General features: G+C 55.2%; 13 protein-coding genes. 2 read left to right on the top strand and 11 right to left on the bottom strand.

Features of this window, described 5'->3' with window-relative positions; all coding sequences use genetic code 11:
* Positions 1-2: 2 nt before the first annotated feature.
* From CQ018_RS00905 to CQ018_RS00920, 4 genes are all read right to left on the bottom strand, one after another.
* A complete protein-coding gene (locus tag CQ018_RS00905; protein ID WP_105548101.1) occupies positions 3-4,817 on the bottom strand; it encodes an NAD-glutamate dehydrogenase in 4,815 nt (1,604 codons plus the stop codon).
* Positions 4,818-4,921: 104 nt separating this feature from the next.
* Positions 4,922-6,172, bottom strand: coding sequence for a chromosome partitioning protein (locus tag CQ018_RS00910; protein ID WP_105548102.1), 1,251 nt, complete (start codon positions 6,170-6,172; stop codon positions 4,922-4,924).
* Positions 6,169-6,825, bottom strand: a complete 657-nt coding sequence (locus CQ018_RS00915) for an SAF domain-containing protein (protein ID WP_105548103.1) — start codon at positions 6,823-6,825, stop codon at positions 6,169-6,171. The genes CQ018_RS00910 and CQ018_RS00915 overlap by 4 nt, the downstream gene beginning before the upstream one ends.
* Before the next feature lie 126 nt (positions 6,826-6,951).
* On the bottom strand, positions 6,952-7,497 hold the full coding sequence (locus tag CQ018_RS00920; protein ID WP_105548104.1) for a hypothetical protein: 546 nt from the start codon (positions 7,495-7,497) through the stop codon (positions 6,952-6,954).
* A gap of 119 nt (positions 7,498-7,616) precedes the next feature.
* On the opposite strand from CQ018_RS00920, the gene CQ018_RS00925 reads away from it, so the two are divergent.
* A complete protein-coding gene (locus tag CQ018_RS00925; protein WP_105548105.1) occupies positions 7,617-8,396 on the top strand; it encodes a LysM peptidoglycan-binding domain-containing protein in 780 nt (259 codons plus the stop codon).
* Positions 8,397-8,427: 31 nt separating this feature from the next.
* The gene (locus CQ018_RS00930) at positions 8,428-9,072 is read left to right on the top strand and encodes an Rv3235 family protein (RefSeq protein ID WP_105548106.1); all 645 of its coding nucleotides are present in this window, start codon (positions 8,428-8,430) and stop codon (positions 9,070-9,072) included.
* Here CQ018_RS00930 and secA read toward each other — a convergent pair.
* The 7 genes from secA to mtrA form a co-directional block, all read right to left on the bottom strand.
* Positions 9,069-11,789: a preprotein translocase subunit SecA gene (gene secA / locus CQ018_RS00935; protein WP_105548107.1), complete on the bottom strand. Its 2,721-nt coding sequence runs from the start codon at positions 11,787-11,789 to the stop codon at positions 9,069-9,071. The two genes, CQ018_RS00930 and secA, sit on opposite strands and share 4 nt — an antisense overlap.
* A 64-nt stretch (positions 11,790-11,853) precedes the next feature.
* Positions 11,854-13,086 carry a winged helix-turn-helix domain-containing protein gene (locus CQ018_RS00940; protein WP_105548108.1) on the bottom strand — a complete coding sequence of 411 codons (1,233 nt, stop codon included), beginning with the start codon at positions 13,084-13,086 and terminating at the stop codon, positions 11,854-11,856.
* A 24-nt stretch (positions 13,087-13,110) separates the two neighbouring features.
* A complete protein-coding gene (gene hpf, locus CQ018_RS00945; protein WP_105548651.1) occupies positions 13,111-13,821 on the bottom strand; it encodes a ribosome hibernation-promoting factor, HPF/YfiA family in 711 nt (236 codons plus the stop codon).
* A 169-nt stretch (positions 13,822-13,990) separates the two neighbouring features.
* Positions 13,991-14,806 carry a ComF family protein gene (locus CQ018_RS00950; RefSeq protein WP_105548109.1) on the bottom strand — a complete coding sequence of 272 codons (816 nt, stop codon included), beginning with the start codon at positions 14,804-14,806 and terminating at the stop codon, positions 13,991-13,993.
* Positions 14,807-14,883: 77 nt separating this feature from the next.
* Positions 14,884-16,581 carry an LpqB family beta-propeller domain-containing protein gene (locus CQ018_RS00955; protein WP_181149677.1) on the bottom strand — a complete coding sequence of 566 codons (1,698 nt, stop codon included), beginning with the start codon at positions 16,579-16,581 and terminating at the stop codon, positions 14,884-14,886.
* The gene (mtrB, locus tag CQ018_RS00960; RefSeq protein WP_105548111.1) at positions 16,574-18,394 is read right to left on the bottom strand and encodes an MtrAB system histidine kinase MtrB; all 1,821 of its coding nucleotides are present in this window, start codon (positions 18,392-18,394) and stop codon (positions 16,574-16,576) included. Before mtrB ends, CQ018_RS00955 begins: the two co-directional genes overlap by 8 nt.
* Positions 18,395-18,402: 8 nt before the next feature.
* The gene (mtrA, locus tag CQ018_RS00965; protein ID WP_105548112.1) at positions 18,403-19,080 is read right to left on the bottom strand and encodes an MtrAB system response regulator MtrA; all 678 of its coding nucleotides are present in this window, start codon (positions 19,078-19,080) and stop codon (positions 18,403-18,405) included.
* Positions 19,081-19,101 lie beyond the last annotated feature (21 nt).

A 19,101-nucleotide genomic window follows, 5' to 3' on the forward strand; every position in this document is an offset into this window, starting at 1 on the left:
GATTACCTCCGTACGATTGAACGCAACAGTCGCAAGGCTACCGACAGCGAGGCCATATCATCGCGCTCGAGTCGGTTCACTTCGGCGAACATGTTCTTTGCACGTTCAAGATTAGCCGTGTTTGCAGCTTCCCATGCATCCACACGCGCAGCCGGATCGGTTTCGGATGCATCCGAAACCTCAAAGACGTCGCGGGTGAAGTCGATGATCGTCGAGTAGAGATCGTCGCGCAGTGCAGCACGGGCTAGTGCCTGCCAGCGATCGGCACGTGGAAGCGCGGTAATACGCTCGAGCAAGGCATCAACACCGAAGCGGTCGTAGAGCACGTAGTAGATCTTAGCGATCTCTTCCGCGTCTCGGTCGGTACGGCTTGCCATTGATGCGATATCCAGCAGTACGAAGGATTCAAACTGTTCTGACCAACGAGTTGCCAGATCCGCATCCACGCCCCAGGCCAGACCTTCTGCCTTCAGTGCGCCAACGCGCGCCGCATCCTGACCCTGCAACTTGGTTCCAACGACCGGGCGCAGGGCCTTGATGGTTGGAGCGAGTGTTGCCACGGCAGCGCTGACGCTCTCGTTGCGGTCCACGTGGTGAATGTACCAGCGAGTTGCGCGGTCCAGCAGACGGCGCATATCTAGGTGCAGTCGAGTCCAGTTCTGCGTGTCGAAGGACGGTGGCAGAGCATTGATGGCATCATATTCGGCGTCGAAATCGTAGGTTTCGCGCAATGCCACAAAGGCCTTGGCTACCTGTGCCTCGGAAGCACCGGTTTCTTCCATGACACGGAATGCATAGGTGGTTCCACCGATGTTGACCATGTCATTGGCGATGACCGTTGCAATGATCTCGCGACGCAGCGGGTGACTATCCAGGTCTTCCCCGAAACGCTCGGAGAACTGGACCGGGAAGTAGTTGCGCAGTGTCTTGGCAAAGTACGGATCATCTGCAAGATCCGATTCAGCCAAGGCGGTGGCCAACTGAATTTTTGCGTAGGCAACAAGCACGGCAAGCTCGGGAACGGTCAGTGCCTTACCCGTGGCAAGACGCGCCTCGAGGGCCTCGGTGGATGGCAGGAATTCAAGCTCACGATTTAGATCAGCGTGCTCCTCCAGCCAATCCATCAGTCGCTCGTAGGCAGGTGACTGCGGGGTAAGTTCCTGCTTGTCGTTGAGCAGCAGCACGTTCTGATCGAAGTTGGTCTTCAGCACCAGGCGGGAGACCTCATCGGTCATCGAATGCAAGAATTCCGAACGCTCTGCCGGGTCAAGCTTGCCGGCGCTAACCATGCGGTCAACGAAGATCTTGATGTTAACCTCGTGGTCCGAGCAGTCAACACCTGCCGAGTTATCGATGGCGTCGGTGTTCAGAATGACACCGTTGAGTGCTGCCTCGATGCGGCCCAGCTGGGTCATGCCCAGGTTGCCACCCTCACCAATGATCTTGGCGCGGATCTGACTTCCATCAACACGGATTGCGTCATTCGCGCGGTCGCCCACCGAGGCGTGCGACTCGGTTGAGCTCTTCACGTAGGTGCCAATGCCACCGTTGTAGAGCAGGTCTACCGGTGCACCAAGGATGGCCTTGAGCAATTCGGTAGGTGCCATGGAGCTGATTGTCGCACCAAGGCCCAAGACCTCACGGACCTCTGGGGAGATCGGGATCGACTTCAACGAGCGGGAGTAGACCCCACCGCCTGCAGAAATCAGTTCCTTGTTGTAGTCCGCCCAAGATGAGCGTGGTACCTCAAATAGGCGCTGACGCTCATCGAGTGCCGGACCCGGGTTGGGGTTCGGGTCCAAGAAGATATCGCGGTGGTCAAAAGCCGCAACCAGCTTGATGGTGCCGGTGCGCAGCATGCCGTTACCAAAGACGTCACCTGACATATCTCCCACGCCAACGGCGGTGAATTCTTCACTCTGGGTGTCGATACCGAATTCGGTGAAGTGACGTTTGACCGATTCCCACGCTCCGCGGGCGGTAATGCCCATGGCCTTGTGGTCGTAACCAATCGAGCCGCCCGAGGCGAAGGCATCGCCCAACCAGTGACCACGTTCGGCGGAAATCTCATTTGCTGTATCGGAGAAGGATGCGGTGCCCTTATCCGCGGCAACCACTAGGTAGGTGTCATCCCCGTCCAGGCGCACAACGTTTGCAGGTGGCACCACGTGCTCACCGTTGGCGTCGGTGACAAGGTTGTCCGTAATTTCTAGCAGCGAGCGGATGAAGATGCGGTAGGAAGCCTTGCCCTCTTCCATCCATGCACCACGGTCAACAGCCGGGTTAGGCAGCATCTTGGCGAAGAAGCCACCCTTGGCACCGGTGGGTACGATCACTGCATTCTTGACCATCTGGGCTTTGACAAGGCCCAAGACCTCGGTACGGAAGTCATCGCGGCGGTCACTCCAACGCAACCCACCACGGGCAACTTCACCAAAGCGCAGGTGGCTACCCTCAACGCGAGGGGAACATACCCAGATCTCGTACTTGGGACGTGGGAACGGGGCTCCTTCAATCTTGCCCGGAAGCAGTTTGAAGGAAAGCGCTGCAGGGTTGGTGTAGTAGTTGGTGCGTAGCGTTGCCTCAATGACGTTGACAAAGCGGCGCAGCAGCTTATCTGCATCAAGCGTTGGAACCTTTTCAAGTGCCTCGGCAAGGGTCGCGTGAGCAACCTCTCGGGCCTCGGTACGTTCATCTTCCGAAAGCCCCGGGTTGAAGGTGCCTTCAAAGAGCGCAACGATCCCGTGCGTGACATCCGGGTTAGCAACCAAGGTGTCGGAAACGAAGGTGTAGGAGTTTGAGACACCCAGCTGGTGTAGGTACTTGGCGTAGGCACGCAGCAAGGCAACCTCGCGCCAGCCCATCGACTCGCACAGCACCAAGCGGTTGAGGTGGTCTGATTCGGCGGCACCTGTAACGATTGCCGAGTAGGCCTCGGAAAGCAGTTCTTCGGAGGCCAGCGGATCAATACCGGCAGGGAATTTCAGGCCAAGATCGTAGAGGTAACGCTCATCTGCGCGTGCCGGAGTCACCGCGAAAGGACGCTCGTCAATGACCTCAAGGCCAAGGTTCTGCAAGACCGGAAGGATCTTCGACAGCGAGAGCGGGGCCGTGAGGTAGAGCTTCATCCGGGCATTAACCTCGGACTCTTCGTTCTCTTCCGGAACATACAGTTTGATGACCGGTCCTACGTGATCTTGATCCTCGTAGGTACCAAAGCGCTCAATATCTGCAAGCGCGTCTTCTACCTCAAATTCAACGCGGTATGCGGCAGGGAAGGCATTGGCCCAGTTACCGGCCAAGGCTGAGCCCTCTTCAGTACCGTACTGCTCAACTGCTGCCTCGGAGATTCCCTCGGACCAGGAACGCACGGCTGCAACCAGGCGAGTTTCCAGTGCGGCACGGTCAACCACAGGGGTCAGACCGTGGCGCTGGAGGCGAATGCGGAAGAAGAGGCGAACCAGCGACGATTCGCTCATACGGACTTCGAATTCAACCGATTCTGCGTTGAACGCGTTGGTCAGTTCCTTTTCGATGCGCTGGCGCACTGCTGTTGAGTAGCGGTCGCGCGGCAGGTAGACAAGTGCTGACATGAAGCGTCCGTACACGTCCGGGCGCAGGAACAGCGAGGTGCGGCGGCGTTCCTGCAGGCGTAGAATGCCCAGCACGGTATCGGTGAGGTCTTCAACGGAGATCTGGAAGAGCTCATCGCGTGGGTAGGTCTCAAGGATCGTCAAGATGTCCTTGCCGGAGTGTGAATCCGGGGCAAAGCCGGCGCGCTTGAGCACAGCCTCAACCTTTTCGCGAACTACCGGAACACTACGTACCGAAGAGGTATACACGCTGGAGGCAAACAGGCCGATGAAACGGCGCTCACCGTTAACATTGCCCTGCGCGTCAAAGCGCTTGACACCCACGTAGTCAAGGTAGACGCCGCGGTGTACCGAGGAGCGGGAGTTAGCCTTGGTAATCACCAGAGCGCGCTTATCGCGAGCCATGGCACGGCCGCGCTTGGTCAGGTGCTGGGTGTCGCGTGCCGGGATTGCATTGCGCATCAAACCCAGACCGGATTCGGTCTGAATACGCAGCACGTCTTCACCGTTTTCGGTGATCAGATCGTATTCGCGGTAACCCAGGAAGGTGAAGTTTCCATCGTCAAGCCAGTGCAGCAATTCAACCGCAGCATCAAGGTCGGGGATTTCTTCGGCGCCAACAACTGCAGCCAAGGAATCCGCAATTTCGTGGGCCTTGTTACGCATCGGTGCCCAGTCTTCAACCGCAACACGTACATCGCCAAGGACTCGCTCGAGGCCGGCAACAAGTGCCTCAAGTACCTCATCGCTGGGGTCCGCACCGAGTTCAACGGCAATCCAGGATTCAATGACGGCACCGCGATTATCGGCGATGAACGCCGAGATATCTGGAAGTGCTGCGGTGTCTCCGCTTGCAACATGCGCATTAGCCGGCACCAGGCCAAGAGAGCTAATGCGCCCTGTGGCTTCGTCGCGGCTGACCAAGAACGTTGGGTGAATAACAACGTTGATCGCTGCCTTCTGGCGGACGATTTCTGCGGTTACCGAGTCAACCAAGAATGGCATGTCGTCGGTTACGACGTACACCATGGCTGTCCCGGCATGCCGGGTCACGGAGACCTTGGCTGTATTCGGGTCACGCTCCCAGCCTACGGCCAGGTGTGCTCCGACCCTGGTTTCAAGCTGCTGCGGCGAATATGCCACTGCATCTTCCGTTGCGAGCTGGCCGTAGTAGCTAGCTACTAGATCGGCAGTGAGTGTCTCAGCTATGAATGTTTCGGACATGCTGGACTCCGACGTGTTCAAAAGAACGCCTCCGTGTATAGATGTACGTTTCGCTCCGTTGCGAAACGCTAGTGTTACAACACTATCTCGCCAGGTTACAGACGTCACATCGACGCGGTAGTTCTGCGCAATATCCGACCTTTTCCCCTGATTTTTCGTCCCGCCAGCGTGGCAATGGCAATTCTCAATGCAGAATTGGGCGCCGTTTCTGCTAGGGCACTGCCTGCAAGCAATGCCGACTCGACAGCTTGTGAATCGTGCGGGAGGTAGGCAATCACTGGATCTCCGGTTCCAAAACGATCCCAGGTCTCTGCCAGTGAACGCTGTGGAGCCGATCCGATGCTCGCGGCAAGCACCTTGTTGAATATCACTTTGAGGGGTAGCTCACCAAGCACCAGGCGCATCTCATCAATGCCACGAATCAGCCGGGGAACCCCAATACTATTGGCTTGGCCCACCGCATAAATTTCATCGGCGATCCGTAGCATCGCTGCCGTTACGCCATTGCGTTGCGGGGCTGTTGTATCGAAGCTCAACTCTTCGTCGAGTTCTAGGGCGCCCGCTACATCGATGACTATCGTGTCGCAGCGTTCTTGGAGGGCCAGTACCGCCCGGCGTAGCGCCGTGGGCCGTAATTCTGGCCAACGGTTGGCACGCGGCAATCCTGTGGCCACCCTCATTTTCGCTCCGGCAATCAATACCGGGGCACAAATACGTTCAAGGCTTTGTGCATCAAAGCGGTCCTGGTCAACGGTCCGGCAGATCTGGGCTAATCCTGCGGCCTCATCGAGCATTGCTAATTGCACTGCTTGAGTTGCACCGTAGGTATCGGCATCAAGCAAAATCACTTCCTTTCCGTCAAGTGCGCATTCAACCGCACAGTTCAAGGCAACTATTGATCGTCCCGGGGAGCCATGCGGCCCCCAAAAGACAACGACGTTTCCGCGCTTAGGCGCCGGCCCCGATTCAGGCACGGGGACCGCCTTGATTCCGGCGGCACCGGTACCGCGCTGCTTTTCTCTGCAACATTCTTCAATCAGCGCACCAAGTTCAACCGCATCAATGTCGGTTTCTGCGATGTGAGCTCCGGCGCGGTTGAGCCTACTTGACTGGGCAGGGTCATCGCAGAGCACTATGACAGGTACCCCACGTTCGGTTATTGCATCAATATCCGCGGTTTCTACGCGCTCCGGGGCTCCGGCTAAGATTGCGGCGTCCGCGAGACCTGTCTCGCAAAGGGCGATCACCTCAATAATTTCTTCGCAGGTCCGTGCCACGGTAAGCACACCGCGCTGACGTTCCAATCGTTCAATCAGCTCACCATCGTCGGCCCAGAGAACTACAGAAATATTCATGAAGAACTCGCCGTGGGGTTGAAGACCAAGGTAATCCGTGCCTCGTTCGCCATAGCTTCAAGCAGATCGGCAAGCTTTTGGTCGTGGACCAATAACTCAACGGTGGTTCCTGAGGTTCCACCAAAGCCTGTGGCACGGGCAACCCTGTAGGTCACTTCGGCTCCCGGTAGTAGCAGCGTTGGTGCCGAGTACACATTTGCTGCACGATCTTTGGCAGCTACCCACACATCAACGTGGGCTCCGGCGGTGATGGCTGCGGGCAATTCATCGGGTAGATTTACCGAGACCGGCCTGCGATTAGTTCCGTCTTCGAGCCCTATGGAACCTACGGGGATCAGCTCACCGGCTCGAATCAATGAATTGGCCCTACGCCCAACCAATAGTTCGGGGTTTGCTGCAACATATCGTTGGCTCAGCGCGTCGAGTTTGATGTTCGCTACGTCAAGTTTCTCTGGCCCCAACTGCTCCCCCAAAGAGATATCTGTCTTTGCGACGTACATGGGAACCGTTTTATCAAGTGCGCTGGTTAAGGCGATGATGCCAACTGTGGATGCCAGAACTATCAAGATTCCGAGCAATAGTCTTGGATCTTTCCAGCTTGGACGGGTAATGCGTCGAGATTCTCCGATCGCGCGTTCTGGCGCCGTTCCCATGAGTTTTCCCCTCACTTAGCCTCTCAACGCAACCAAATGGCTTGGTCATCAAAAATTCTCTCTTGAGCCGACACCCTACGCCCGAATCTGGTCCGCTGAAAGGACCGGGGGTTGAAAATCTATCGTTCACGCTTCCCTGCGCACCCAAGCCACCGAGGCGATCGGCACGAATGCTCGGCCCTGAATTGAGGTCTCGCGACGAAATTCGTCGCGTGCATGCAGCGCAATGGCCATGAAATCATGACCAACTTGGTCGAGGGTTCCGCTAGCCAACAGTGACCCATCGCAACCGCCGACGGAGATTCTAGATCGATCGCGAACTAGTGCACGTAATGCTTGAGTAAACCTAGCACTCCCGCTGATGCTGCCCTCGCGCTGGCCGGAGGTTCTCTGCAGCCAGGTTCCTATGGCGTGTATGGGAATCAGCTCTTCAGTTTCTCCTCGGCGCAGCATCACCCAGTCCAAGCCCAGTGCACTAAGGCGCCCGTGTAAGCGTTCACCACCCAAGAGCCTTACTTCAATGTGCGCCTTGAGCTGTGGTGCAAGTAGTTCTCCAAAACTTTGACGGGCTTTTTCCACCCTGACGGTCTCTTGAATTTCAGCAGTTTTTTCTCGTGCGAATTCGGCGGCAAGCTCCGCCTCAAGGTCCTCAAATAATGATTCCCATCTCATGCACACACCCTAGATGCTGATTATCTTTTGCGGTACCCCCTAGCTTCCGCCACCGCTTAGTGCCACCATAGGTAACACAATGCATCAAATCATATGAAATATCATCAAATGGAGTCAAAATGAAGAAAATCACCTCAACTGATGCTCTAACAGTGCTGGCTCTGTTTGGAATGTCGGCTTTGATGCTGATCTGCAGCGCGGTGATCTCCGCTCGCCTTGACTTAAGCCCGCATTCTCACCAGCAGTTAGATAGCAGTTCACTCGAGCGCCTTACTGGAGTGGTCATTGGGCTACTCGGCGCGTTAATCCTGTTTTGGCTTTTCTTATCCATTGTTGCCTCGGTTCTGACAACCCTTGGATCCCGCACCGGGCACCATCGCATGGCCCACGCATTGGCCCACCTCAGTCCGCCATTCATCATGCGCATTGCTGTGGCAACACTTGGTAGTTCGCTAGTCATTGCAACTTCAGCGAACGCGTCCGAACCACCGCAACATCCGGCCGCGGTGATCACCAGCAGCAACATAAGTGCCCTGCCAAACCCCACGCGATGGAACCTGACTAAGGAAGAAACGCTGCCTCAAAACACCCTGGAAAATCAGGTTGAGGGACCCGAGCTGCTCTCCCCCGGATGGGTGCCCCAACCTATTTCCCTGCCGCTACAACGCGTGGCAGGCGGAACACCGCGCGCCGACCAAACCGAAGTGATAGTGCGGGCCGGAGATTCGCTCTGGTCAATTGCGGCAGCACATCTGAAGACCGGGGCAAGCGCCGCAGAAATCGCCGCAGTCTGGCCGCATTGGTACGAAGCAAACAAGATAATCATTGGCCCGAATCCCGATCATCTTGCACTTGGCCTAGTCCTGCACGCGCCGCCCGCGCTCAACTACACACATTGACACCAAATTTTGGAACCAGTAGGAGCAGATCATGAGCATCACCATCCTTGAACCGTTAACCGCCAATGGACCGCAACTGATGCTGCACGAAGATGTGTGGGTTGAGGATGCCGTGATACCGGTTCCCAGTCCAGCTGGCAAGCGCTTCCCCGAGAACCTACACACCGCGCCGACGTCCCGGGGACGGCGTTGCGTTATTGAGCCTCCCGTTGTTACCGAATCGATCCGCAGCCCACGATGGAACATCGAAGAGCCAAACGTTGACCAATTTGAAATTCCGGAAGCTGTTCGCCCCATCATAGAAAAGATCTTTCCGCGGCCAGAATCCATACAGAACCTAGCAGAGTCCGTGGGCACCGCGGTGCACGCTGTAGCACCGGCACTTTTAGAAGTCCTTGCCGGCGCAAGGCCTGCACGGCAACTCGCCGGAGTGCTCAATCCCGATTGCATGGGGAAGCTCGAATATCACGTCCAAATTGGCGAATCACAGCAGCCCGACCGGAATGTTTGTTGCTATAGCAATCCACGAGTCCTGCGTATTCGCGTCTCACAAGTCCTCCCCATGGTTTTTGAGGCAGCCGTGATTCTCTTGGATATTAAAAAAGTCCGTGCCACTGCTCTACGCATAGAACTATGGCACGGACGCTGGCAGGTTACCGCCCTTGAAATCGGTTAGCGGCGCTTACCCTTTTTCTTCTTGTTGTTTCCCGCTGGCTTGGAAGCCGAACCACCGGTGCGTTCAATGTGAGTCGCAGCTTCGCCGCTCTCCTCCGGCGCCGTATAACGCAGCGTAGAAGGTTTGGCAGGTGCTTCAAGCGTTGGAGTGCTCAAGACCGGCCCACTAGTCATCGACCGGGCATCAGTCACTCCCGGAAGGGAAATTTCTGGTTCTTGACGTGTCTCAACCTCGATATTGAAGAGCATGCCAATGCTTTCTTCACGGATGGCTTCCATCATGGTCTGGAACATGACGAAACCTTCGCGCTGGTATTCGACCAGCGGATCACGCTGAGCCATGGCACGCAGGCCGATGCCTTCCTTGAGGTAGTCCATCTCATAGAGGTGTTCTTGCCACTTGCGACCAATCACCGAAAGCACCACACGGCGTTCGAGCTCACGCATATTCTCTTGGCCAACGGCCTGTTCGCGTGCCTGGTACTGCAGGCGAGCATCGGAGAGAATTTCACGCTCAAGGAATTCGGCACTCAACGAGCTACGGTGACCTGCTTCCTCAATAACCTCATCAATGGTGATGGAGATCGGGTAAAGCTGCTTGAGGTTGGTCCACAGCTGCCTCAGATCCCAATCATCGGCACTGCCTTCGGCAGTTGCCTCGGTGACCATTGCCTTGACCACGTCTTCTAGGAAGTGGCCAACCTTCTCTTCGAGGTCTCCCCCTTCGAGGATTCGGCGGCGATCACCGTAGATAGCCTCACGCTGACGGTTCATGACATCGTCATACTTCAGCACATTTTTACGCTGCTCGGCGTTGGTGCCTTCAACCTGGGCCTGAGCGGTTTCAATGGCTTTGGATACAATCTTTGATTCCAGCGCAACGTCATCTGGCATCGAGGGGTTGTTCATGATTCGCTGCGCTGCACCCGCATTGAAGCGGCGCATCAGCTCATCGGTCATTGACAGGTAGAAACGGGACTCCCCGGGGTCACCCTGACGTCCGGAACGACCGCGTAGCTGATTATCGATGCGACGGGATTCGTGACGTTCGGTGCCCAAGACGTACAGGCCACCAATTTCGGAAATTTCCTTGGCCTCGGAGCTCACCTGCTTCTTTGCATTTGCAAAGACATCGTCCCACTCAAGCTCATACTGTTCGGAGTTATTCTCCGGATCCAGTCCGCGACGTTCCATCTCTGCGACTGCTAGGAACTCGGCGTTACCACCGAGCATAATATCGGTACCGCGTCCGGCCATATTGGTGGCTACAGTGACCGAACCCTTCTTACCTGCTTGGGCAATGATTGCAGCTTCGCGTGCGTGCTGCTTGGCGTTCAGCACCTCGTGGCGGATGCCCTGCTTGGCCAACAGTCGGGCCAGATATTCGCTCTTCTCCACGCTGGTAGTGCCAACCAATATGGGCTGGCCGGTTGCGTGGCGTTCGGCAATATCCTGAACAACAGCATCAAACTTTGCAATTTCGTTCTTGTAAATCAGATCCGGCTGGTCTTTACGAGCCAGCGGCTTGTTCGTAGGAATTTCAACTACGCCAAGCTTGTAGGTCCCCATAAATTCTGCGGCTTCGGTCTGTGCCGTACCTGTCATGCCTGCGAGCTTGCCATAGAGGCGGAAGTAGTTCTGCAAGGTTACCGTTGCCATGGTCTGGTTTTCGGCCTTGATTTCCACCCCTTCCTTGGCCTCGATGGCTTGGTGCATGCCTTCGGAGTAACGTCGCCCTGCCAACGAACGTCCGGTGTGCTCATCAACGATCATCACCTCGCCGTTGATCACGACGTAGTCTTTATCGTTCTTGAACAGCTCCTTGGCCTTGATGGCGTTGTTCAGGAAACCAATCAACGGGGTATTTGAGGCCTCGTAGAGGTTGTGAATGCCCAGGTAGTCCTCGACCTTTTCGATGCCCGCTTCCAGTACGCCTACGGTGCGCTTCTTTTCATCAACCTCGTAGTCGGTTTCGATACTGAGGCGATTTACCAACTTCGCGAATTCGGTGTACCACCGGTTTACGTCCCCTGAGGCCTGACCGGAAATGATCAGTGGGGTACGGGCTTCATCAATGAGGATCGAGTCGACCTCATCGACAATGGCAAAGTTGTGGCCGCGCTGGACTAGCTCATCGGAGCTCCACGCCATGTTGTCGCGCAGGTAGTCGAATCCGAACTCGTTGTTCGTTCCGTAAGTGATATCTGCTTCGTACTGCTTACGGCGTTCGGCAGGATCCTGATTGGCAAGAATACAACCGCTGCTCAGACCCAGGAAACGGAAAACTCGTCCCATGAGGTCCGATTGGTATTCGGCGAGGTAGTCGTTAGTCGTGACAACGTGAACACCCTTACCGGCAAGAGCATTGAGGTAGGCCGGACCGGTTGCCACTAGGGTCTTGCCCTCACCAGTCTTCATTTCGGCAATGTTTCCCATGTGCAAGGCGGCACCGCCCATGAGCTGCACATCAAAGTGGCGCATGCCAAGGGTACGGTCCGCCGCTTCACGCACCGCAGCGAAGGCCTCTGGAAGCAGGCTCTCAAGTGACTCGCCATCGGCGATTCGAGCCCTGAACTTATCTGTTTCCGCGCGCAACTCGGCGTCAGTCAGGGCACGGAATTCACTATCAAGCAGGTTGATAGCGTTTGCATATCCACGCAACTTCTTTAGCGTTTTCTTGTCGCCGGTACGCAGGATACGTTCAAGCAGTGATGCCACGAGGCAGCTCCCAAATCTCAAGCACAGGAATTCTGGCCTGTTCAGTCTACGTGAGAGATTGCTTTCACTTGTGGTTATCGGCCAATTTTGGCGAGCTTAGTGAAAACTCTAAGCCTGCTGCCAGATTTCCCCGAGGTAAAATCAGCACTTTATCAAGATTCAGCCAGCTGGCCATCAGTCGAAGCTCGGATGCTAACTCTTGTGCAGTTTCGACCGGTGCATGGGGCTCTGCGTAGGCACCACGTACCAAAAGTGTCCTACTTTCTCGGTCAGCTTTTACATCGACGCGCGCCACCAGACGTTCTCCTAGTAGAAATGGGAGCACGTAATAGCCAAACACTCGTTTCTCGCTTGGCGTATATATTTCGAGCCGATATGAAAAGTTGAACAGCTTTTCTATACGTTTGCGGTTGAACACTAGCGAATCGAAGGGACTTAGCAAGGCCCGTCCGGAGGTGGTCCGCGGGATTTTGGTACCTGGATGCAAAAAGAACTTTTCTTTCAGCCCCTCGATAGTTATCGTTTCAAGTATTGATCGATCCACGAGATCCGTGAGCACCACCGTGCTTTGCTTAATCGGCAATCTGAAATAGTCAGCTAGGCAATGTGCACTGCCAATACCGTGAGCGTCAACGGAGGCCAAGAGCAGTCGTTCCATGGCTTGGATCGGGTCAACATTTAGCTCCGTTCTTCTGGCTTGCTGACCGACGTGCTCATGAATCGTGTAAAGACGTTCGAATTGTTTATTGCGGCCTTCGGTTCCAATAATGCCATCGGCAAACATTGCTTCAAGGATTCGTTTGACCGCCGACCAATTCCATCCCCAATGAGAAGTGTCTTTGGCTTGGTCATGACCCAACGCATCAGAAATGTCGCGGGCGCTCAGGGGTTCCCGATGCAGCAATAATCCATAGATTCTCTCGCTGAGCTCACGGGCCGATTGATCAAGATCTTGTGAGCTACCCACCCAACGGCGGCGCTGCCATGGAATTAGATCAGCAAAATATTCGGCTTTGATCAATGATGCTTCGTGAGCCCAATATTCAATGACCTGCCGTGGTTTACGCACGCTGAGACTATCAAGTAGTTCCGGGTCGTAGGGCCCAAGTCGTGAAAAGATCGGTAAATATTGCGCACGTGTTAGCACATTGACCGAGTCAACTTGCAAGAGCTTCAACTTATTAAAGGTGCGGCCCACCGCGCCAATCGTAACCGGTGCGGTGGGCCGTGCCCGATGCAGCCCTTGGGCCGCTAAGGCAACGCGACGAGCTTGTGAGAGAGAAAGATTTCTAGCCATGAGCCCTGTCACTGAATGTAGTTCTTATGCTTCGACCGTTGCAGCCTCACGGTAGCGGCGGGTTTCCAAAGTGGATTCGTCGGTAGCCTCCGGATCCAGGGTAATGGTGCCGTAAGAGTACTGCTGGGTTCCCTTGGCCTTGCGAGCGTAAACCACCGAGTGTGCCCCGGTAGCAGCATCGACAAAGAGATAGAAGGGGTGACCGATCAGCTCCATGCGGTCAACAGCGTCATCAACGGTCATGGATTCTGCAGGGAAGACCTTGCGGCGAATCTCAATCGGAGGTGCACCGTTCTCGGCCGCCTCTGCGACCTGTCGAGCTTCTTCTTCCTGCTGGGCCAAGCGCGTTGCTTCGTGAAGCGGCAACGAGCTGTCGGCTGGCTCAAGCCCACTGGTTGCCTGATGAACTGCCTTGGGCGTTCGGCTACCGTGGTGGATCTTGCGACGATCCCTAGCCTTACGCAGACGCTCGAGAAGCTTTGCGAATGCGGTGTCAAAGGCTGCGAATTTGTCCGCGGCCTTCGCCTCGGCACGGATGGCCGGTCCCCGTCCCAGGACCGTCAATTCGACGGTCAGAGCATTCTCGGCATTTCGTGCATGCTGCTCCTTGGTGACCTTGATGTCCAAGCGCTGGATCTTTGTTGCAAGCTGATCGACCTTGTCGATCTTCTCGTCCACGTACTCGCGGAAGCGATCCGTAACACTGACATTGCGTCCGTTGATCGTCATCTCCATGGTGTCCTCCATCATTGCTCAGGTGACACAACAGCGACCGAAGAATTCACTCCTTCCGGTCGCTGAAGATGGGCCATTTTCCCTTTTCCGGGTGCCCATACTTCACCCTATGACAGATGCTCAGATAATCAAGGATGTAGCAATTATTACTTCATCGCCATCAGCATAATTATCGCTTTTCATCGGGTGCCGGAGTACTTGCAATAACTACAGCCCCACAGGGGACAACGCATTTCCCTTGCAGAGCACGATATGCCTCCGCGAGCGTTGCACCGGTGGTGAGCACATCATCGATAAAGAGCACTTGCGCACCCGAGTTCAATGCATCGCTAATTCCCGGTTGACGCCGAGCAAGCATCGTATTGTGCACCGAGGCTCGGCCACGTCGACCACGCATCTTTTGGGAGCTACCCAAGGAGGCACCCGCCGCATACCGCAGCGCGTGAACAACTCGAGTATTTTCTGGTAGCAAGTGCGCCTTGAATACTCGATGCAGTAGTAATCCCACGGGCCAATATCCCCTAACAGCCAACGCCTTACGTCGGCTCGGCACAGGAACGAGAAGAACCTCACGCGCTGGATCGGTCAGCTCGTTCAGCGCCGCACGGAGCGCTCGAGCAAGCAACGGAACCAAGACTTTTGAAAGCGAAACCATCTGATGATTCTTGTAGGAAAGCAGAACACCAGCAAGCTCATGTTCATAGCGTCCGGCAGTAATCACCGGCATCGGCAGCCCCGCCATATTCAGCGGCAAGGCGTCGGCAAACTCCTCAACACGCTGCGGGCGAATAGCTACTGCGCCTAGGGTCTGGGAACATGCGGCACACAATTTCTCGTCAAGCCGTCCGCAGCAGACGCATTGGACGGGAAATAGCAGGGCAGCAGTTGCGTGTAAAGCAGTTCGAAGCTTGCGGGTTTCTTTCCAACCCCAGACCACATCACAAAGCTTGAGCATGCGCTCGAAAGCCCTTTCGAGAGACTTCATGTCTCAAGAGTCGCGCCTTGACCGGATATTTAGCCGCTCACAAATCACTTTGGGGATAACTAGGTTATCCAGAGCAGCTACCCAGGATAGGAAAGATCGTGGGCCAATTCATCCATGGGATGCCAGGAATTACCAACCCGGGTGAAGAGCTGGTCCTTCGTCTCGGCAAAGACCGGACGGCGGTCCCCTGGTCCCGCCGAAAGCCCAATCATGCCTAATAGTGGTTGAAACTTTTCGGGCTTTCCAGCAAAGTTAATCCGCTCAGCCGTCACGCTTGCCGTAGCATCCGACGCGGAAACAATTACCGAAGAATCTGAATCCCAGACCGCGCTCGTGGTGGGTACCGATGGGTACAGATACATCGGTGGCGCAAACCCCCGCGGGGTTCCATCACTATCACGCAACACACCACTGACGCTGACACTGGTGACCCCGGCCCGCGCCGAAACAATTAATGCACGAGTTCCGTCACGAGAAATTCTGATTGATGAAACCTTGGTTCCATCAAGCCAATCTGCAGCAATCGGACGTACTTTGCCATTGAGGACGGTGTCTTCGGGTACCGCGAGAATTCTTGTTTTCGCACCGTTGTCAACGGTCCAGGTCCAGCCGCTTGCGTCGATGCTCGGCCGTACCAGAGAGGTTCCGCTCGCCACCACTCGGCTTCGTCCACTCTCATCAACAGTGAATAATCGTTTTGAGGCTCCGTCGAGGAAAGCGAACCTATTGCCTAGCGGGCTCATGGCCGGGTAGCGAGGGTCGTACCCCGAAATATCGTTGATTTCCACGCGGTTGATCGATTTACCCTTCACAAATGAGAGCGTCCTATCCAAAATTGCGATCTGGGTTTCCGGGACAGCCGCATTTTTCAGTGCAATCTTAAACTGCGGATCTGCTGCACCGATCTTTACCTCGCGTTGTTCATCGCTCATCACCACGGTGCGGATGCTATTCGTGTCTTTAAGCGTGAGATCCAGCTGTTGCTGCATCTGTTGTCTCGAAAGCTCTGTGGCATCAATAAACGTTGCTGAATTCAGATCGACAGTCGCTTGAGTCCCCTCAACGGGTACGGCGGCTCTAACTAGAGAGCTGCCGGAAGGGAAAGCAGAAACTACGGCATTCTCCAGATACGGAGCCGGGCCCTTGAGCAAGGCTTCGACCATCGCGGCAGGAAGTCCCGCACGTTTAGGGAACCACCGAATATCTGGAACCGCATATTGGAAGGAGGCATCGTAGAAATAGATCGGTTGGGCACCGAATAGACCGTTGAATGAGTCTCGGTCGATCATTGTTCCATCGGGAAGTTTAGAGATCCTCCATTGACCATCTACCTTTTCTAGATTCATGTCTATTGCACGTGTTGAGTGCGCCGGCAATTCGGTCATCACACCGTAGCCATCGATCTCGGCAACAACCTCTAATTGAATGGTGTATGTATTCTCTTTGCTCCCTGAGATCACGCTGGGTCGTGAGTCATACACAAGGGTCTGCACGGCGCCTTTCCAAATCCCTACCTGTTTAGGATTCAAAAATTCGCGGGCAATCTTATAGTCATCCTGTGGACCGATGCCTGCCTCAATAAAGCCCTCAATAATTTCACGAGGACTCGCATCTAATTTCGGACCGGAGGGCGAAAAGTAGGCTCCCGTTCCACTGGTGCCACCATCAACCTGGATTGCCTGCACCGGTCCGTTACGTGGGATCGATGAGCACCCGGTAATCACAAGAATCACACCTAAAAGAAGGAATAGCGTTCGACGCAATTGCTTAAACATCAGGTTCCTGCTTTTCGAGTTCTTGCTTTTCCTCGGCTGAATCATCGGCATTTTCGGTGCTTTCTGTTTCACCAAGGCCTAGTGGAGCCTTTGGCTTGAACCCAATAATGGGAATTTCTCCGGTGAGTGGGAAAGCAATAACCATGTCCCTATCCAGTACCGCGTCGGCCAGCACGATGGGCTCGAGTGGTAGCGGCGAGTTGGTTATGGTGTCGCCAAGGACGCGTGGAAGGGTGAGCCTAAAACAAGAACCGACTTCTCGTTCGCCCCATGCTTCAAGCCTGCCAGTATGCAAACGAGTATCTTCCATGGCAATTGACAGACCCAACCCGGAGCCACCCGTGGTGCGTGCTCTTGCCGGATCTGCACGCCAGAAACGGTCAAAGACACGGGTCGAAGCTTCCGGACTCATACCGATGCCACGGTCGCGCACGGAAATCGCTACAGCGGAATCGTTCCCTGCCACTGAAATATCAATCGGATTACCTTCTCCGTGTTCAATGGCATTCATGATCAGGTTACGCACCACGCGTTCGATGCGCCGTGAATCCATCTCCGCTACACACCCGCCGGCCGGGGTTGAAAGGCGCAGCAATGATCCCATGGCTTCGGCATGTGGCGTGGCCGCATCGATCACTCGTCGTGCAACGGCTACTAGGTCGGTAGGCTCGGCGTCCAAAATTGCAACACCGGCATCGAAGCGTGAAACCTCAAGCAGGTCATTGAGCAGAATTTGGAAGCGTTCAACTTGGTTATAGAGAAGTTCTGCGCTTCGTTTGTTGATCGGATCAAAATCTTCACGGGCATCATGGAGTACTTCTGCTGCCATGCGAACCGTGGTCAACGGTGTTCGCAGCTCATGTGAAACATCTGAAACAAAACGCTGCTGCATCTGCGATAGGGTTGCCAGCTGGTTGATCTGGTCCTGTAGGGAGGCTGCCATGTGGTTGAACGATGAGCCAAGTCTGGCAATTTCGTCCTCACCCTTAACGGTCATGCGTTCTTGAAGCTCACCTGCGGCAAGCTTTTCCGATACCTGGGCAGCTGCCGCAACAGGACGCACCACTGCGCGTGTTACATACCATGTAATTCCGCCAACGACGAGCAGCAACAAGCCACCAACCAAGGCCATGGCACGGTTAATGAAATCGAGGGTATTTTGCACACTTGTCAGGTCATAGACCAAATACAGTCCGTATTCCTTGCCCGGCGGTAGGGTCACTCGGGTACCAAAAATGAGCCCTGGTCCGGCGCTCTTCCCGTTCTTGACCTCTATAGACTGCCAATAAATAGCGTTAGATTCGCGGATCTGTGATGACAATGCCTCGGGCACAATACGTGAGGTGAGGTTTCCACTAGCGGTGGGCCCCACATAGAGGTTGTCATCGCCGGGCAACGGAACCAACACAAAGTCACGTTGCACTAAGGCTCCATCACCCTCAAGAATCTTCACGGTGTTGGTTACTAGTGAATGTGTGCTGGTTCTGTCGGTGGTTGCTGCCGAGTCAAAAATCGCTTTGACCTGATTCAGTCCGCGTACCGATTCGGATTCAACCTGGTGAAAACGTTCCTGAAAAAGACCCGAAGCGATTTGGTTGGACAGGAAAGCACCAGCGGCCAATAACGCCAGCGCCGAAAGCAACACCGCAGAGGTAACCGTGCGAAATAGTAGCGATCGACGCCAGCGTGAACGAAGCCGTTCGCGCGCGTTCTTGATTACTTCAAGGCTACGGCGCAACACCACCGGCACTCCGGACTCGGTAGATATAGCGACCGGTTCCGGAGCAGGCTCGGTGGTGGCTGATCCCGGCATCTGCTGACTCAGGCCTGACCGGCCTTATAACCAACACCGCGCACCGTCAAGACAACTTCGGGGCGTTCTGGATCAAGTTCTACCTTTGAACGAAGACGTTGCACATGAACGTTTACCAAACGAGTATCGGCTGCATGACGATAGCCCCAGACTTGTTCAAGGAGCTGTTCACGAGTAAATACCTGCCATGGTTTGCGTGCAAGTGCCACCAGCAGATCAAATTCAAGTGGGGTGAGACCGATAGTTGCACCGTTGCGGGTCACCCGGTGACCAGCAACATCAACGCTGAGATCACCAATCTTGAGGGTCTCTGGAGCATGCTGCTCGGTGGGGCGCAGTCGAGCGCGGACACGCGCAACGAGCTCCGCTGGCTTAAACGGCTTCGGAACATAATCATCGGCCCCGGATTCCAGACCACGAACAACGTCAGCGGTATCTGCCTTCGCTGTAAGCATCACGATCGGTACATCGTCTTCGGCGCGAATCTGTTTGCACACTTCAATGCCGTCAATGCCAGGAAGCATTAGATCTAGGAGCACTAGATCCGGCTTCACTTCACGGAATACCCCCAATGCCTTGGCACCGTCATAGCAGAAAACGGCTTCAAAGCCATCGTTCTGTAAGACGATGCCGATCATTTCGGCCAGCGCCTCGTCGTCGTCGACAACCAGGATGCGTGCCTTCATAATCTGCCCTTCCGTTCAGCT

The organism is Arthrobacter sp. MYb227, assembly GCF_002975435.1.
GTDB lineage: Bacteria > Actinomycetota > Actinomycetes > Actinomycetales > Micrococcaceae > Paeniglutamicibacter.

Coding starts and splice junctions, on each gene's coding strand:
- CQ018_RS00905 (WP_105548101.1), bottom strand. CDS start 4,817: ATGTCCGAAACATTCATAGCTGAGACACTCACTGCCGATCTAGTAGCT.
- CQ018_RS00910 (WP_105548102.1), bottom strand. CDS start 6,172: ATGAATATTTCTGTAGTTCTCTGGGCCGACGATGGTGAGCTGATTGAA.
- CQ018_RS00915 (WP_105548103.1), bottom strand. CDS start 6,825: ATGGGAACGGCGCCAGAACGCGCGATCGGAGAATCTCGACGCATTACC.
- CQ018_RS00920 (WP_105548104.1), bottom strand. CDS start 7,497: ATGAGATGGGAATCATTATTTGAGGACCTTGAGGCGGAGCTTGCCGCC.
- CQ018_RS00925 (WP_105548105.1), top strand. CDS start 7,617: ATGAAGAAAATCACCTCAACTGATGCTCTAACAGTGCTGGCTCTGTTT.
- CQ018_RS00930 (WP_105548106.1), top strand. CDS start 8,428: ATGAGCATCACCATCCTTGAACCGTTAACCGCCAATGGACCGCAACTG.
- CQ018_RS00940 (WP_105548108.1), bottom strand. CDS start 13,086: ATGGCTAGAAATCTTTCTCTCTCACAAGCTCGTCGCGTTGCCTTAGCG.
- hpf (WP_105548651.1), bottom strand. CDS start 13,821: ATGGAGATGACGATCAACGGACGCAATGTCAGTGTTACGGATCGCTTC.
- CQ018_RS00950 (WP_105548109.1), bottom strand. CDS start 14,806: ATGAAGTCTCTCGAAAGGGCTTTCGAGCGCATGCTCAAGCTTTGTGAT.
- CQ018_RS00955 (WP_181149677.1), bottom strand. CDS start 16,581: ATGTTTAAGCAATTGCGTCGAACGCTATTCCTTCTTTTAGGTGTGATT.
- mtrB (WP_105548111.1), bottom strand. CDS start 18,394: ATGCCGGGATCAGCCACCACCGAGCCTGCTCCGGAACCGGTCGCTATA.
- mtrA (WP_105548112.1), bottom strand. CDS start 19,080: ATGAAGGCACGCATCCTGGTTGTCGACGACGACGAGGCGCTGGCCGAA.